14 protein-coding genes are annotated in these 17283 nt (G+C 51.0%); 2 read left to right on the top strand and 12 right to left on the bottom strand.

Translation table 11 applies throughout. The features are described from left to right. Positions 1 to 151 precede the first annotated feature (151 nt). Together IF189_RS28940 and IF189_RS27655 are read left to right on the top strand one after the other, a co-directional pair. The gene (locus IF189_RS28940) at positions 152 to 646 is read left to right on the top strand and encodes a hypothetical protein (RefSeq protein ID WP_225739986.1); all 495 of its coding nucleotides are present in this window, start codon (positions 152 to 154) and stop codon (positions 644 to 646) included. Beyond that, complete coding sequence (locus tag IF189_RS27655) at positions 639 to 2072, top strand: hypothetical protein (RefSeq protein WP_192552560.1); 1434 nt, start codon at positions 639 to 641, stop codon at positions 2070 to 2072. Before IF189_RS28940 ends, IF189_RS27655 begins: the two co-directional genes overlap by 8 nt. Here the strand turns inward: IF189_RS27655 and IF189_RS27650 are convergent, their stop codons facing one another. The 12 genes from IF189_RS27650 to IF189_RS27595 form a co-directional block, all read right to left on the bottom strand. Continuing rightward, entirely contained in the window at positions 2073 to 3863 is a 1791-nt protein-coding gene (locus IF189_RS27650) for a hypothetical protein (protein ID WP_192552559.1), read from the bottom strand. A 118-nt stretch (positions 3864 to 3981) separates the two neighbouring features. Continuing rightward, complete coding sequence (locus IF189_RS27645) at positions 3982 to 4371, bottom strand: hypothetical protein (RefSeq protein WP_192552558.1); 390 nt, start codon at positions 4369 to 4371, stop codon at positions 3982 to 3984. 136 nt (positions 4372 to 4507) lie between these two features. Further along, entirely contained in the window at positions 4508 to 6835 is a 2328-nt protein-coding gene (locus tag IF189_RS27640) for a S8 family peptidase (RefSeq protein WP_192552557.1), read from the bottom strand. 188 nt (positions 6836 to 7023) lie between these two features. Next, complete coding sequence (locus IF189_RS27635; RefSeq protein WP_192552556.1) at positions 7024 to 8010, bottom strand: AAA family ATPase; 987 nt, start codon at positions 8008 to 8010, stop codon at positions 7024 to 7026. A gap of 66 nt (positions 8011 to 8076) precedes the next feature. After that, positions 8077 to 8718, bottom strand: a complete 642-nt coding sequence (locus tag IF189_RS27630; protein ID WP_225739923.1) for a DUF6088 family protein — start codon at positions 8716 to 8718, stop codon at positions 8077 to 8079. A 206-nt stretch (positions 8719 to 8924) separates the two neighbouring features. Next, positions 8925 to 9320: a DUF6957 family protein gene (locus tag IF189_RS27625; RefSeq protein WP_192552555.1), complete on the bottom strand. Its 396-nt coding sequence runs from the start codon at positions 9318 to 9320 to the stop codon at positions 8925 to 8927. A gap of 66 nt (positions 9321 to 9386) precedes the next feature. Next, entirely contained in the window at positions 9387 to 9920 is a 534-nt protein-coding gene (locus tag IF189_RS27620) for an antitoxin Xre/MbcA/ParS toxin-binding domain-containing protein (protein ID WP_192552554.1), read from the bottom strand. A 215-nt stretch (positions 9921 to 10135) separates the two neighbouring features. Continuing rightward, the gene (locus tag IF189_RS27615; protein WP_192552553.1) at positions 10136 to 10345 is read right to left on the bottom strand and encodes a hypothetical protein; all 210 of its coding nucleotides are present in this window, start codon (positions 10343 to 10345) and stop codon (positions 10136 to 10138) included. A 684-nt stretch (positions 10346 to 11029) separates the two neighbouring features. After that, the gene (locus IF189_RS27610; RefSeq protein WP_192552552.1) at positions 11030 to 12721 is read right to left on the bottom strand and encodes an endonuclease NucS domain-containing protein; all 1692 of its coding nucleotides are present in this window, start codon (positions 12719 to 12721) and stop codon (positions 11030 to 11032) included. A gap of 135 nt (positions 12722 to 12856) precedes the next feature. Next, positions 12857 to 14284, bottom strand: coding sequence for a response regulator (locus IF189_RS27605; RefSeq protein ID WP_192552551.1), 1428 nt, complete (start codon positions 14282 to 14284; stop codon positions 12857 to 12859). Beyond that, a complete protein-coding gene (locus IF189_RS27600) occupies positions 14265 to 15191 on the bottom strand; it encodes a HAMP domain-containing histidine kinase (protein WP_192552550.1) in 927 nt (308 codons plus the stop codon). Before IF189_RS27600 ends, IF189_RS27605 begins: the two co-directional genes overlap by 20 nt. Beyond that, on the bottom strand, positions 15188 to 17026 hold the full coding sequence (locus IF189_RS27595) for an AAA family ATPase (RefSeq protein WP_192552549.1): 1839 nt from the start codon (positions 17024 to 17026) through the stop codon (positions 15188 to 15190). Before IF189_RS27595 ends, IF189_RS27600 begins: the two co-directional genes overlap by 4 nt. Between the last annotated feature and the right edge of the window lie 257 nt (positions 17027 to 17283).

Below are 17283 nucleotides of genomic sequence, written 5' to 3'. Positions count from 1 at the left end.
GCATCATGTATGGCTTATCGATCGCTGTCCGAACTGCTGGACCGCGCTGCAACCTCAACGGCTCTTGCCACCGGATCAAGATTGCGGGGCCTGCCATCTGTGCGGGTATCGCTTTGCACTCAGCCCGGTTGAAAGCACCTGTGAGTCGGACATGCTGTTTCAGCAAGCTGCCGATGATTGTCTTAGCGGTCATTGTGTTGCTGGGTCTCAATTGATGACCACAGCTGACTGGTTTCTTTGGGCCAGGATGGTTCAGTCATTCATTCGCTGCGCCTCGCTTCACCCCACTCAATCAATCAGTGCCATCCTCCGTGATTTGGATGTGCAGATGCTCGCGACAAGTCCATCAGGGCTTGCCCTGGAAGCGCTTGCGGTGAGAGAGCGTGCAGAGCTTCTGGCGCAGACTTGGAAGGTCATGTCTTTCGATCATGAGATCTTGGCGCAGGTGTTCAGGGCCCATGCACTGTCTCGATCTGCTCTGCCGCTGCCACGAGGATGCCATGCGCCAAGCAGCATTTCAGGCATCTTGGAGGCCCTGCAAAGTGGAGCATCACGACATCGCAAGAGCGGTGCTGGGCTTCATGGGGTGCCGAACGTAGCTAAAGCCTGGGCTCGGCTGCAAAGGAAGTTTTCACGAGATGGCTAATGACGATGGCCCAAGGTCTAGCATGTGCGAAGGCTGTGGAAAGTCGCTGTTCAGAACCAAAAAGATACACAAGCAGCTGAAGTATTGTTCGACCTGTTACGCCCGTCTGTTTAAGCGCCGCCCTTGTCCGCAGTGCGCTGAAGTCGCCCGTCTGCCCATATTTGATTTGAAAGCAGTCTGTCAGCGCTGCTTATCCAGCCAGCCCTGCGTGCGCTGCCATCGCGTGGGTCGCCCGGTCGGTCGAATGACGGTCTATGGGCCTGCGTGTAATTCATGCGCGCATTACTTCCTCGCGCCGCAGCCTTGCGATATCTGCCAGGTGCTCTCGACTCGACTGGTGAACATGCTTGCTGATGGGCAGATAGTAAAAGGCTGCCCAAGGTGTGCGCGTCGCGATTTTGAAACCTGTGCGGCGTGCGGGCGCAATCGTCGGCTGATCTTGGGGGCTGATGGACGCAAGCTATGCAGGTTGTGCTCGACGGTGGGCATTACCACTTGCTCGTTTTGTGGCGTAAATATACCCGCCGGCATGGGCGCAAAATGCACCGAATGCTATTGGGAGCAGACCTATCGCAAGCGCTTGGCCATGGACATTGAGGTGTTTAGCAGCGGCTGGATGAGAGCCGAGTTTGAGCGGTTTGGTGCGTGGCTCCCGTCCTGTACCCATTACAAGAAAGCAGCGCGCTCGATTCACCGGTTTTTGCTGTTCTTCCAAGAGATAGAGAAACACTGGCCGAGTTGGCCTTCGTATGCCGATCTCTTGGCGTACTTTGGTGCCGAAGCTCTGCGGCGCATGCAATTGCCCATGGTCTGGTACACCGAAATCAACGCGGTTGTAGTGGATGTTCAAGCGCGAGAGATGGACTCCGAGCAGCGTCGGATTTCAGCAATTTTGGCGTCTACGGAGCCCGGGCGAAAAAGCGAGGCTTTGAATGGTTACTTCCGGTTGTTGATGGGCCGCGTGAGCATCGGGCGAACCTCCATCCGTTCAGCTCGATTGGCTCTCAGCACAGCGGCGCGCCTGCTCACTGACAAGTGCCGAGGAGCGAACGAACTACCAAGCACGGCCAAAGTCTCCCGCTTCTTAAGTGATGCACCAGGGCGGATGGCATCGGTAACGGGGTTTATCCTCTACCTGAACGCCGAGTTCGGCTCGGGGATCGATCTCGGCCAGGTCAGGCGCCTATCGAAAATTCTTGAAAAAAGAAGGCTAGAGAAAGAGCTCTTCGCGTTGCTCAGGCGGTCGCGCGCGGGCGAGGACTTTGAAACGCGGTGGCTCCTCGTCGGGCTCAAGTATTTTCACGGTGTTTCACGAATCAGTGCACGCGATTTGACCGTTGCCCCTGATGCCAGTGGAAAAGGTTTACGAGTGTCGATCGGATATCGAGACTATTGGCTGCCTTCTCCGTATATGGTGACACCCTGATCAATTGACGACTTTTGTCTCCAGCTTGAGATTCAGTTCAGCAAGCTTTGAGACTAGAACGCCCTCGAACAGAAATTCGCCCGGTGCTCGCTTTGAATGGTTAAAGGTGATCTTTGGAAAGCCGGCGTCGAGCCTTATGTTTCTCACCTGGCCCTGAACGTAGCGAATGTTCGAGCAAATCTCTTTGAGCGCATGCCTTGTGTCATTTTCGCCGGCACTGATTTCAAGCAATAGGCACTGATGGCCGGCAGCGTCCTCCGTCTCGGCGTTCGAAGCATTTTCTGCGTCTCGGGCTTGGGCGACGTAGCGCGGTCGTCGTTGAGACTCGATGATGTAGAAGCTGCGCAGACCGGCCCGAATCCTGATGATCAAAAGGCCTCGCATGACTTTCTCGCGAACATCCAGGTATGGCCAATTGCGGACTTTCGGCGACAAGCTGGCGTTCTCAAGGGGGCGCAAGAGTTCCAGTTCAGGGGGGCCAATAGTCTGGTAGCCACGTTCAAAGGTGAACCATTCAACGCTGCTGATGATGTCGCTGTACTTTTCCGCGAGAAGTCCGCACGCCGCCCACATGGCTTTCAGGTCGCCTTGGGATTCCCAATTTAGTTGGGTCTGAAACTCCACCGAGCCCACGCCTTTGCCCGAGCCTTGCCTCTCACCGGGTGCGTGTAGAGCGTGTCCATTGGACGACGAGAGGACGTTTCCATTAGGGCCTTTGTGAGTTCGTTGGGTAGTTCTGATTCGCCGTCTGTCCCCCAGTTGTTGAATTGGATAGTTGGGCACCCGTAGCGTTTCGGAGTCCACGTCGGGCGGCTCTGCGTCAGTCAATGACACCCTTTGGTTTTCCGGTAGTTCCTTGACTCGTTTTTGCCTGTGCCAGCCGCCGTCGTGAGTGCCATCAGTCACAAAACTGGAGCGTTCGATATCGATGACGGGGCCCTTCGGATCGCTGAAGCCCGTTAACTGCAAACAGAGAAAGGTCTTGCCATCGGCCAGCCATCTTCCCTCTCCCATAAGGAGCGCCGTCCCCTCGAACCATGGCCCTGCTTTGAGGTACGCTTTTGTAGAGTGTTTGGTGGCAGGGCCGAACTGTGCGTCGAGTTCTGCATAGATTCTTTTGCACGCGTCCCTCGTAGTTGGGTCGTGAAGCAGGTGCCACAAGAACACTCCTTCACTGCTGGATACCCAGTTTTTCAACTGGATTCGCTGGTCGCCTGGCTCGGTAGGAAAATCGTAGAAAAACCGCTGTAAGACCATGTCCCATGGGTAGGTGGCGAGAATCCGCGCTGACTCGGAGTTGCGGCCATAACAGCGGATAAAAAACTCGACGCAGGGTATGAGAATCTTTTCTTCATTCCAACCATCAACCTCCACAAGCCAAACGGGCCACTCACCTGACTTGAGCCCATATTCTTCGTCGTTCACGAGAAGAGTGTCGCGTAGTTGGACAAACCGCCAGGTCACGTTCTCGCGAAGGTTCACGGCGGTCACGCCTAGATCCTCCAACTGAATCTCACCCGCCCACCGACCTGCCCGCCAACAGGTGCCAATCCTTAATTGACCAAGGAACGACATCGCGACTGGAATGACTTCCGTGCTGTGCAGCGTGCCGTCTGGGTCCAGCCGACGAAATACGACGTCGACCAAGGGTTCGTGTGAGGCATTCGGACTTTTCCAGACGCCACCGTAGAACCAGATGACGAGGTCGTAGTCTTTCTTCTCAAGAGCGCCGCCAAAGCTTGTCCGGGGCTTAAAATTTGAACGGAATGAACGTCGGGCGATGAAGGACAACGGAACACCGGCTTTTAGGATGAGGGCTAACAGATAGCACACGGCAATATCGTTGTGCCATCTGTTAAGGTGCCTCTTTCAATGCATTACGGTCGAGATGCTATCGATCCTGCCTGCGTCAAAGGTCCTTCTCGAACTTCGCCGATAGCCATTTGATTTTTCCGTTTGCAGCCTTGCCGACCTCTAGCTGAAAAATCTGCCCATCGAGTCCAGGGCGCGAAAAGTCGATGCCGTCATCTGTCGGTGAGTAGCATCGTGAGGTGGACCGATACGGACGAAAGGCGGAGAGCTGATACTGGCGACCATCAGCAAGTGATGTGAAATAACAGCCAAGACAGCCGGCCGATGTCTTGTTTGACCATATTTTGAAGTCGAGGCGAGCAAGCCACGTTCCCGTCGGAACATCTGCCCAAGAATAGGATTTAGGATCCAAACCTGCCTCTATCGCACCGTTGTAACTCCACGCTCGCCGTTTATCATCGGTTTGCGCCTCAAGCGTTGCTTCCATGTCTCATCATCCTCATTGATCCGCCGGGCGGTTGTCGCCGAGCATTTCCGCTATCTCTGCATGATCGAGCTGAAAGGGCTTGGACGCCCCTTCAACTCACACTACTACGCACTCTGCAGGGCGTAAGGAGGCTTGCTCACGTTATGATTGCCGCTGCGTTGGTGATGGCCACGTCGACAGCGTTGTAGAGGTCTACTTCAGTCTGCTGTGTCTTAATCGACACAACCAAGCTGTACCTCACTTCATCATTGAAGCGCTGCTGTTTGACCAAAGTTTTCCACCACCCTGGCGCAGGGTAGATCCCGATCATCCCCAAGCCCGCCAGATCGGAAGCCGGTCCGCGCCAGATATCAGAGTGCAGAGACCCTTTATGGCGACCACGTGTACCTATCAGCCAGCGTGTGTCCGAGGGGCTGCTGAGGTAAGGGGTTTCATCGTCATCTTCCTCTCGGGCGCGTCTGTTGATCCGTTGACGGAACACTGTTGCATCCTCGCCAGACCGGCTGACCTCAAAGCGCAGTCCATGGGACTCATATCGATAGCGCCCTTTGAGCCCGCGTTCGGCGACACCTGGATTCGGCTCAACAAAATAAGACAGGGTGACACGCATCTCGACGTCCTCGTTGCCGAGGTTCAGCAACTCCTGCTGAGGCCAGGGAAGTAGGTGAAGATGCATGTCGCGGGCGGTTGCCGGTTTAGATCCCTGTCGGGTGAACGGGCGAAGAGAGTCCTCCACCACCAGGGTCAAAGAGTTGGATGCGCTCCACAGTGCCCGACCAATATCGGGAACGCCGAAACCACAGGTGCGAACCAGGGCTTCATAGTCGGCCTTTGAGTCGCCGGCCAGAAACTCGGCCTTCATCCGCTCTGTCCACTCGGCGGAGTGGACCACTAGCGCACGTACCGTTTCCGGCCAGAGTTGGGGGTAGGCCGAAGAGATTTGCGCGGCCATGCGAGACGCGAGTGCCGAGGCGGCGCTGGTCGCCCACGTGGTGGTGAACAGGCGCTGCTGCGGCTCGTGTGACGTAGTCAGTAGTGAAAGCGAGGTATGGCTGAAAATGCCGTACGCGTCCTGAACCAGGTTGCCACCCTCGAAGACGACATCTGGTTTCAACGGCCACGGCGTCCTCGTCCAGGTACATGATGTGGTGCTGTAAGGGCTGAGACTGCCATTGGTGGCAAGAACAGACTCTCCCGCAACGACGGGATCCAGCGTGACTTTCTGGGTATACGCCCCCACGCATATCGCGTTCCATGACTGGCCCGGATCATGAATACCGTCAGTCTGATTGCTGAAGGGGTAATTGGCGTATTTCTCCGTATCGGCATTTCCAGCAGAGACGATCATCAGACGTGGCTGTGTCCGCCCACCCAGAGCGTCAGAGGTCAGAAGATCCACGGCTGCTGACCAAGCCGAAGGCCGGCCTCTGTCACGGTCATCGAGGCTTGTAATCGCCATGCTGAAAACGCGTTGCTTGTCGGGCTGAATAATTTCTGGCCGCGCTACCGCATTCATCGTCAACGAACCGTATGTCTCGCGCTGGTAGCCTCTCGCGCTCGGTAGCAGCTTCACGGACTCGATGCGGTGGGAAATGCTCACTGGGCCTGGTGCTGACAGTGGATCAACCAGATCGCCGTAGAGGGCGACCCCGGCCAGGCCGGTGCCATGGCCTACATCATCTTGAACTCCCCACTCGGCATCAACGGTGTGCAGGTCCGCCATTGCAATGTGGTTGGCCAGCAGGGGATGGCCGTGGTTCACGCCGGTATCGATCAGGCAAATACGAACGCTGTTGTCATCCCCCCCTGAAGTACGCCCGAGCAGATCATCTGCCCATTCGCGCTGCTCCGTGGGCGTCAGTGCATCGAAGAATTCCGCTGTTTCCTTGGCGCGGCGAATCTCTGCAACCTCGTTGAGCAGTGCCATTGACGCGGTGATGGCTGTTTGGGTGCCGTATACGTTGACGACTGTACGCTCTGGGAAGGTCAGCGCATCGGTCGATACCTGGAATTCAAGCACCCTGGCGATCGTTCGGAATCGCTGAAGAACAGCGGCTTGGTTATCGCGAACCGGCAGCCAGAATTCCCACCAAATCGGCTGGTCAGGGTTGCTGGGTAGCGCATCTTGGCTGTCAGTCCATAGGGCACTGAACGTGGCTGTTCGGATTTCGAGGATGGGGTTTAACAGAGGGGTATTGCGAGGAACACCTTTACTGGTGTTGACGTGCATGTACTGCGTTACCAGCCCTTCAAACGCACTGAGTTTTCCATCTGGAACGAAAACCGTCGCAAAGTGAGTTTGGGTGGCCCCGTCGTAACGCAGATTCAACAACTCAATTCGTTGCTGACCTCGGGCCAGTCCTTCAAATGCCAGTTCAAAGCCAGGCTCACTTACAAACTCAAGCTGCAAGCCAAAGCCGCCGTCCTGACCTTGAGAGCGTTGCAGTTGAACGGCTTGCGCCATTCGCGTTCTGAAGCGCTCCAGTTGCCCCAGTAACCGCTCACCATGCCTTGTTTTGTCGCGAGGGGGGAAAACGGGATCTCGGGTGGGGGATGCCGTCGATTGGTATCGTTCCGGCCGCCCTGTACGTTGTAGATGAAAGTGTCGTCGCTGCCCTGCGTTTGGTTCCGTCATCGAAAAGCTCTACCGGCTTATAATCGTTGTCTTCCGTGGAAAGCTTTACGCTCTTCAAGATGCTTTGCCACGTCCCTAGCGTCTACCGCACCACGATCATGAATGATCGCGTCTTTAATCGCGTCATCTGCTGCCCGTACCAGTTCTGCGTAGCTTAGGCCACTCGCTACGGTGGTGAGCTCATCCCAGTTTTTAATTGATTTCGAGAAGTTCACGAGCCGATTTTTCAGCACGGCACAAATCTGTTCCGGGTTGGGCAGCCCATACTCGATAACATCATCAAAGCGTCGGAACAAGGCGTAGTCGAGAATTTCTGGATGGTTCGTGGCGGCAATGATCAAGCTGTTGGACTGATCCTGCTCAATCATCTGAAGAAAACTGTTGAGCACACGACGAATCTCACCGACGTCATTGGCCAGGCCACGCTGAGATCCGATCGCGTCGAATTCGTCGAAGAAGTAGATGCCCCGAGTGTCTCTAATGGCGTCGAACACCTGCCGAAGCTTGGCCGCAGTTTCACCCATGAACTTGGTAATCAGGCTATCAAGGCGAACGATGTACAGCGGGATACCGAGCTCTCCGGCTAAAGCCGAAGCGGTCATGGTCTTGCCCGTTCCGGGTGGGCCGACCAAAAGCAACTTGCGGCGAGGCGAGAGGCCGTGTGCACGTATTTTTTCGAAATTGCGCTGTTCGCTGATAATGCGGGCGAGACGGCCGTGGGTGGCGTCGTCCAGGATCATTTCAGAAAAGCGTGTTTGAGGAAGCGCAACGGAGAGCAGATTGCTCAATTCGCCTCGGGGCTGACCAATGGGAACCGGGCCAGACGACAGCGGCTTTCGCTTGGACTGGGCAGAATCAATCAGGGTACGTAGATCCTCAGCAAGCTTTCCGTGTCCTTGCTTGGCTTCGTGAGCGGCCATCTGCATAGCAACGGCAAGGAAATGACTGTCATCTCTTTTGATGTGTGAGCGCAAAAGCGCCTTTAAATGCTCGCCGCTAGCCATGGTTCTCTACCTTTTTCATCCCGTTAGTTTAATCGCTATGACCTGTCGATATCCTTAAGTACGCCGTTAAATGCGAGGCCGTTGGTCAGTAGCGCCGCCTCCATTGCGTGGTGCACCGTAGAGGCCAGCCTTGCTCACTGCAATAGCCATCCAGGTGGGTAGACTAGCCCGAACAGCAGAAAGAGCCTCCCATTGGGCGTCTGAAAGCTGGCTGTGAAGCTGCGATGCAGTCTCGTCAGCACGCTCTGCGCCCATCCACGCCATTGCCCTGATGGCATCGCCGGCTCTGGACCTTCCTAATGCCAGCATCCAGTAAGGCACATGTTGCAGTGAGGCCTTCGTCGAGCCCACGGTCAGCTGTTTGCTACGACCTGTCGTGAGAAAAGTCACTTCGTCCGGAGGCTGCGAAACCAGCCCAAATGATTTGGCCGCTACAGCGCCACAGCCTGTGATCACGACCTTCCCCTGCGCAACGATAGACAGTGCGACAGCTTCTGCCTGTGGAGCTTGCGTATCGTCTTGTCCCCGCGAGCAGGCGACGTAGATGCCCCGAGCGACGCGTAACAGGCTTCCCGCTTTGGCCAGACGTGAAAAAGCCTGATCCACTGCCGCCCGGCTACCCAAGTGCAAAAACTCCTTGGGGCTTAGAACGTGGCCTTTAGGGATAGCCAGGCTTTTTTCCAGAATCGCTACAGGTAGGGAAGGCATCGATAGACTCGCTGAAAACTATGTCAGATATTGAATACGGTATCTGACATTTGTTCAAGGCGTTATTGCGGTTGCTCGCCAGCGATCAGGCGATCGTGAAGACAGACCGAAGCAGGTCTTGGGATTCCGCTATCAGGTCAGAATAAAATGGGTATGGAGCGCGTTGCGTGAGGGGGAGTACTACTGATGTGGCGGGCAGATCACGGCTATCGAAGACTGGTCAGGCCACTGACGGTGATTCTCTGTCGCGTGCCTTTCCCGAGCAAGACGTACAGCGTGTTTTTAGTGAGGAAGAAGGCATTGTCCTCGAAACTTAATTGGAACGAGCTGCGGACCCAGTCGCCAGCGTTGAAGCGTCCCCGGCTATCGAACACAACGTTTAACGCATAGACCATCACCGGCTCCAGGCCCCGAGCGCGAAGCGCCTCCAGTTCGTCACTGGTCGTTTCCAGGTCGAGTATCGTCCAGTCGCGCACAAGGCAAGATAAGTGATTTGGGAATCTGGCGTGCGCCAACGCCTGTGCTTCATCGGGTGGCAAATCACAACCGTTCACGGGTTCACCGTGTCCGCCGACCAGTTGTACGAGTCGTGCGAGATTCATCTCAGGAGACCTTTTTGAAGAAGTGAATAGCGGCGCTCGCGCATGCCTGCTGACTCAGAGACCTTTTCAGCCGTAAAAGCCCTCTGATACCTGAATGAGCATTTCCTCAACCCGATGCGTACCGGGTGTGGTTAAAACGAGCTCATTAGGGCTTTTACCGGAAAGATGGGCTTTCGGTTTGGATAGCCATTGCTTGGCTTTGCTGATATCGCCAAAGATCGCTTCTGCCATAGCGACGATATGTGTAATCCGGAACAGTCTATCGCTCTCATCCAAGGTCAATCGCTGGTTCTTTGACAGTCGGATGGAAAGCGCCCGTGCTGAGATGATGGCGTCCCGTTGCCAAGGTTGAATCGTGTTTTGAAGGCAGAGCGTTTGCGTGAGCGACGCAGTAAAGCCGGCCTCAATGAGTTCATGGAACGCTTGATCGGAAGTATCAATGGGCACCTGTAGATAGCCAGTCAGGCGTCTGCGGTAGTCGTCTTGAATTTGCTCACGTTGAAGCCTGTTCGTGAGGTAAGCGCGAGGCTGCTCGATGGCACGGTGGAGCTGTGCTACACCATCGACCACTTCAAGGCTCAAAACGTCGCCGATGGTCATACCCGTGCGATTGAGGATGTCAGCCGTGAGTGGTATGAATACGTCCCCGCTACCGTCCCCGGCATCGTGCAACTGGACCTCGAATCGCTGACACGTACTCATTATTTGCGGCTCTTAATTCATAACCTGATTGCATTGATTATGGTCGGGTCTAGCTAACTCTGCATGATGGCAATTGAGTTAAAAAAAGGGGGTTGATCCTAACATACGGATTCTCAAAGGTTTTTACTTCGCAGTTTTGCCAAGCCTTGTTTGATGAATCCTGCATTCTCTCCAATTATCCACAAGCTTCCACGAACGTTTTCTCCAACCTCCTTCAATCCTTGCTTTTCAGCTTGCAGCGTCAACTCCATGAGCGCCGCTTCTAATCCAAGCTGATTCTGATACATCCTCTCAATCACATCCGACAATGAATAATCTGACATCGCGTCGATTCCGTCCGAGAAATGCTCAGCATAGCAGCGAGCACTGCCTGCTCTGACAGAATCGGTCGCATTATTTTCTCGGCAAGCCTTGAACAGATGATCCTAGAAAAGATTCGTAAATTGGACGCACCGGCGTTGCAGTTGCAGCCTCAAATCGAGGCGATGGCCAGGAGAGTCCAGAACGATGAAACCGTCATCAAACGGCTCACGTACAAAATTACCTTGGCACTAGTTCGCCAAGCGCACCGAGCAAGTCAGCCTTAGCGCAATGTGGCTTACTGAATGACCTGCTCATCAATAAAAATCTTGAAGCTGTCGAGGCGAAGCTGAAGCAGCACCTCTCAGTTTCTACACAGGCCTAACCATGGAAGTCGCCCAGCCGAGCGCCATTGCTGCTGCAAACCCAACGTAGTCATTGGCACGAGCCGGAAAGCCTCCAATATGCCTTGGCTGGAAACTTCAGCGTGTGGGCGAACCTATCAGTAAAAAGCTGGTCGTTGCCGGAAACCTGCTCATGAAGATTGCTCTATAATCGCCTCTTCATAATCCAACTGAAGAGTGCGTAACTGAATACGAAATAATAATTGTTTAGTTTGGGGGCGTGCGGTATTTAAAGTACGATAGATCTGAACGAAAAAATAATGCGCACGAATATATTAACTAGTGCGCATCATCAATATTTTACTATGTTCTGAATTCAAATTTTTCATCTAGGTCGTGTTTTACGAGTACTCCGTCCCAGTGTGTCAAATAGTATTCGCAAACATCAGTAACAAAACTTTTATTGTTTTGCTTGAATTGGCGAAAGCCCGAAGCTTCGTCAAGCTCTGCATGAGCTTTCCATTTTATATCAGTTAGCTCCCAGAAAGTTCTATCATCTCCATTGAATTCAATTTTGAATGTCTTGTAGGTCATGCCAAGAGCATCTGAAATCTCAACATCTCTTGAATCGTACCCACCCCAGTTCAAGGTGCTCAAAAAAAGCCGCCCACTGTTTTCATAAAACTCATTGAGCATTTTCGTAAAAGATGCCTTTTTGCCTGTTGGCCACATACTGCCGATAAATACACAGCGCAATATATCGTTCTCTGTGATAGCAAGAGAGTAATTGGGGATGTAGCTTCTTTTCGGATCATCTATGGATTTGAAAAGCGATAGACAGAAGTTTCCCGGGTTGTATATGGATAGAGTTGCTTTGAAATTGTTGCTCTTGGGAAGGAATTCATCCATTACCCTAATAAGCTGATTTCTCCATAGCGGGTTATCTTCGAGGCAACGTTGTATAGATGTGCGAACCTCGCTCAATTCTGCCCGGTTTGAGGGTATAAATTGCTTGTAGTACGATTGGGGCCGGTTGCCATCAGCGCCGCGAAGGTCTTCGATGATTGAGTCATTAGAAAGAAATTTGTTGGCATCTAAAGTCCCATAGCGCCTAACCTCAATAATTTCCGCGCCGTCACCATCCAGCAATTTTGAAAGTTTCGCCGGGGTGCCGATTTCAGCATCCTCGAAGAAGACTGATGGAGTAAGCTCATATAGTTTTTCATGTAGATGAAATAATTTGTCTGACTCGTCCATGCCTGATACATCAAGTTCAAACTCTTTTAGTTCTTCTCCGCTAATTTGTTTTCTTATTGAATGCCAGCATGCGTCTTCAGAAAGTTGTAAAGGGGCAAAATAAAGTATATGGCTATATGTGGGGAGTTCTGCAAGAATTTGCTCGGGGCTTTTTTTTAATTTAAGCGCGGGCATGGCAAGTGATAGATCAATTATTGCAAGAGCTCGTGCGGGTCGTTTCTTGAATTCAACTGATGGGGTGATAATCAGCAATACATAGTTTTCTATTTCTTTTTCGAAACAGCTTGTTTCATAACTAGCAATGCCTTTTTCTAACGAGGCTTTTGATTCGTATAGATTGAGTTCATGCCATGGAGCAAATAAGCGGTCCTGAGTTAGCTCGACGGGCGGGACCGGTGTAGAGCGAATCGGTGCATAGTCTGAGTCAACTTCAAGGCTAAAACCTTGCGTGACAACGGATGTTCTTTTAACGAATGAAGAAAAGGGTACTAGAAGCTCCTTCCATTCAGTGGATACAATGAAAACCCTGATCTCCGAATCGCGGATGCTGTATTTCGACTTCAAACCTTCAAGGTATTTTAAGACTTCATGGAGCGCATCTCGACTGGCAGATTTACTTCGCTTAATCTCGATAATTACATATTTTCCATTTGAGTCTTTAGCGAGGAGGTCTATAAAACCGTTGGTGCCTTGTATGTTTGGAAGGTAACTTTCAATATCGAGAAGCTGAAGTCCTTCCTCTAGAATGTCTAAATTGAGTGCCAGCTTATCACGAATAAACGACTCTATACGTTCCACGCTTAACTCCTTGTTGATTTGTGGGTGTGGCTATAAGGTATTTAGGGTTCGCGAAGGCTGTCCCTCGCGAGGGTTAAAAAGCAATGGTTTTCTAGATTTTTAGCAGCGGTAATTTCCACCGCTTCTATAATGGAACTAATTTGTAGCGCGTATAGATTCAACAATTCGCTTTATAAGCGCGACAGTCTCGTCAGAACCGACTGTGTCGTACTTGAGTTGTCTCATAGCGAATGCGTAGCCGGCAGCTAATACAGACTTATCGTCACCGCTTATGTCGTAAGCCCAATCTCTACAGAACTTTATTACCTCACCGAAAGGATTATCTTGGCAGTACCCATCAATGTTAGGCCATTTGTCGATAAAGGAGCGCATCTCATGAGAAACTTTTGACGCGACACTATCGGGGTGGAAAATAAGGCTCATCTCTAGCGTTATTGGATCTAGGCCGGTATAGCCAAAGCCGACATCGCCAAAATCTATTAGTACTGGGATTCTAGCCTGATTCACAAGAACGTTAGCACCATGTAGGTCGCCGTGCGTACAAGATACCGACGCGTTTACAAAAAATTCTTCGATATCTTTGATGTCTTCAATTTGATTCTTGGCTATAAGTTCTTCAAAGTTTTCATCACTTAATTTGGCTCTTCGGATATCACCGATTTTTACTCTTGAAACATTTCGTGCAGCAGACCAGCGCTCCATGCTGAAACGAACTTTCTCAATTACATCTACAGCAGCTGACGGATCGTTACGAATGATTTCGAATAAGGTTTCTTCGTAACCTTCGGCGAGGGTGTAAAATATCGCACTATATTCTTTTAGACCCTTATCCATACTAAGTAGTAAGGGTGTAAATGTATTCATGGGCATAAGTCTAACGTGTCGAGTGTAAGACTCGTTTTCTTTTTGGATTTTCGATGATAATCCAAGCTTGGCTACAAAAATGCCAATGACAGTGAGTCGAGCATCGCGCACCTCTACTCGACCTACCAATGAGCCAGATAAGCCACTCAGAGGGTAATAGACTCCATCGGTTCCACCCATGCTTCGCACAAAGCTTTTCAGTGCACGCTCTTGTCCCTTGGCGAACACTATATCCTTACCTCGGGTATTAATAGTGATAGCGTTCACGGATGCAATCTCGCTATAGACTTCCGAAAGCTCTTTCACTAGCTCAAGTGTATCGTTTTTTCTAAAGTATAGGACGGTTGGAAATTCCTTTTCCGCCCCCCAAAGTTTGACTCTTTCCCCGTGCCTTGAAAGGCTTGTAGCAAAGCTGTCTAGTTCGGAACCAGTGAGTATGTAAATGGGAGTGCCTGGCATTGCCCGCTGCAAAGTGTAAAAAAGCTGTTGGCCATTTTCTACGGATTTCTCAAGTCCTGCCGGAATATTGGGCATGCAAAGGTCTAGGATTACAAGATCGTAGAACTTTTCTGCCAAAAGTATTTCCGCTGAGCTAGAGTTGTCTACAACATCCCAAGCTATATCTGAAAATTTATCCTTTACAACCGAAACAAGTGTATCTGCGTAGGATGAGTTATCTTCAACGAATAGTATTTGCATAATCCCTATACCACCTTAATTCGAACCTTGCTCCGCCTTCGGCTTTGTTTGAGACAAAAACGTCTCCTTCCATAGAACGCATCGACAGCTGTGCAGTAGCTAAACCATAACCGAAATGCTCATCCTTATTAGAAACTCCAAGCTTTAACGCTTCCTCGGGGTTGTCCGGGAATCCTGGGCCGCAATCGAGAATTGCAAGCCAGTGTTCGGAACCAGCAGGCCCCCAATTTATTAAAATTTCAGCTGGGTTAAGTGTCGAAAACTCCATGACAGCCTCTACGGCATTCCTGATTCCATTATCGATGGCTAGCCCTAAAGAGTCTCGGTCGGCTTGCACCATATAAGGTTTTATACCAGCAACTCGTACTATTATATTTTCATCGGCAATATTCAGTACTGCAATACATTCCGTAATTAGCTCCGAAAGATCGAACTCGCTATATGACGGTGTTGCGGCCGCTTTTTTTAACTTCCCGACAGCGTCTAACAAGCCATTCAAGCGTTCCACGCAGTGCTTGGTCCGTGAGGTCTCGTATGCGTCAAATTCCATTGCAGCAACGAGACGGAGAGAACCTATTAGCGGAGAAAATTCGTGCAAGATTGTTCTAGAAACTTCGTCTACCGCTTGGGCCCGGAGATCTTTTAGCAACCTTTCGGAATCAGTGTCCATTACGGATTCTTCTACCGCCGTCTTACTAGCTTCTTTTTTTGGCGGTCCAACCTGTATTCTATCGATAGCACGCTCAAGTGCTCTTTTCACCCAGCGAGCATTTTCTTTAGAAAGCGCCCGCGCCAGCATGGAGGCATCAGTAAACTCCGCAGCCTTGGAGAAAAAACGTGCAGCCTCAAGCCGTTCATCTACTGAGTCACTCAGAAGTAAATTAGCTGCTTGTTCACGGTCTATCACAGTGAATTGTCTTCGTAAAATTTTGCTCTAGTGGCAAACGCTGTAGAACCACCTTCCATCACATTTGTAATCGCATTTACAGCTTCAGGGTGATTGAGAGGCCTGTTTACCTGTACGAAGCCATTCCTTCCATCCGATGTCAACTCAATTACCAAGTCTGCCTCGCCTAAAACAGGGATGTTGGCATTGTGAGTAGATAAAATTATTTGTCCGCGTCCTTTACGACCATTCAACGTTTTTATTATTGTATTGGCTACAAAGGCGTTATCTAAGTGGTCTTCAGGTTGGTCAATAATCAGCACCCTTTCAGAGTGTTGTAAGACAATAGATAATATAACCGTGCAGCGCTGGCCTGCGGATAGAGCAGAAATTTCTTTATAGTCGACCCCGTCAAGAAGATACATGCTTACGTCGTCCTGAATGTCGCATGTCAATATGTCGGCAAGCCCAAATTCCCTCAGCTGTGCTATAACCCGAGCTGCTCGCTCTTTAGGTATGTCCACCAAGTCAGCCAATTCTTCAAAGCCGGAATTATCGACCATCGCCACTAGTTCACGAGGGCTGACATTTTCTGAAATTTTTAAAGCCAAATCATTATATTTTATACCACTCCCTTTGAGTGCATCAGTTAGCGCTTTGGAGTAATCCCCCAGCTGTGAAGATTGCTCAACTTCTACTTTAATGTAAGGTGCGAGTGCGCTATTGATCGAGTGTGTGACTCCACACCGGAGCGTGTAACGTTTGAGACGAACATCTTCCAGCTCAGCCACGGCCTCATCACGTCGATTTCTTAATGAGTCTAGTCTTCTATGTCTTTCGTCCAAGAGACCCTGGCGAGTATTTATTTGAGCAATCTGAGCTTTAATTAGAGAAATATGTCGACTTAACGCTCCCGTACCTTCAGAAACTTTATCAAGCTCCAAGCGCAAAGTTCGAGCTTTACGCTCGACCTCAAAATTTTTGGAGGCTATCTCTTCCTGACGCTGCTTAGATATATCCTCAATTTTTTGAAAGACTTTAGAAGCCTCAACTATTTTCGAAATGGCCAAGTCATAAGTGCCGCGCAGATCAGCAACCGGATCATTTTCCTCTGCGCCAGTCCAGGAATCTGGACCATAGTTTTCAGATAACAAATTATCTAAGGTCGTTCTCAACTCGAAAGCATGTTTTCCGAATCTGGCGACGAACTCCTCGCGAGCAGAAGCGGCAGCAAGCTCTTCTGTAAGTAGTGAAGACTCAGATTGTTTTTTTGCCACTTCATCCGAGTTTCCCTGAAGTTCTCGAAGCTGCCGTTCAAAATCATGCAGCTGCGATATAAGGTTCGGAACCTTAGTGACCTCTTCAGACAGCGAGCCAATCTCCGCTTCCATGGATAAAATTTCTTTGTAGATGCTCTTTAGAGAACTGATCACTGTGGCTTCTGTAGCGGACATAACATTCCGTCCATCTATAAAACCATCAATCAATGACAGGCGACCTGCATCGCTAAGCCCGAGAGTCTCAACTTCAGTCTGAGACAAGACTATTGGTGCAACAAAATTGGCGGTAGAGCGCGGTTTGTCGTCTTCAGCTGTACGGGAAATGGTGATGTCATCTACCAGATCATTCAGCACGACTGTCACCTCTCCACCATCCAGTATCGCCCTGGCGTGGTCAAATGAGCGGTTTTTTGACTCGGTGGTGTGGCTGCGAGCGGCTAGAGCGTACCTTATTAGCTCGATGACAGAGGTCTTCCCAGTACCTCTAGCGCCAATGATAACATTGAGACCGCTGGAAAACTTGAGATCCAGCCCATCCAAAAAGCCACCTTCGATCTGCAGCCGCTCGATGTCCAATTAAAAGCTCCCTAATAAAAAACGTCTCGCAAACTTCAACTACTTGCGTACCGAATCGATTAATACCCTGCGCCCAAGTGCAAATCTGGCCGTGTTCATCTTCAGAGATAGGCCCGGGCAAGGAGTAAGGTACAGTAGTCGGTTTTGATTTGCCTTTGTGACCTTAAGCTACAGCTCAGCTTTGATCACGTCTACATTCCCATCTCTCGTGCCTGCGCTATCCTATGAGCTAGATGGTTGAGCTTTGGCGGAACGAT

This window comes from Pseudomonas sp. IzPS59 (assembly GCF_014863505.1).
In the GTDB taxonomy this organism is placed as follows: Bacteria; Pseudomonadota; Gammaproteobacteria; order Pseudomonadales; family Pseudomonadaceae; genus Aquipseudomonas; species Aquipseudomonas kribbensis.
Note: the sequence above shows the minus strand (reverse complement) of the source record. Positions and strands in the feature narration are given on the sequence as shown.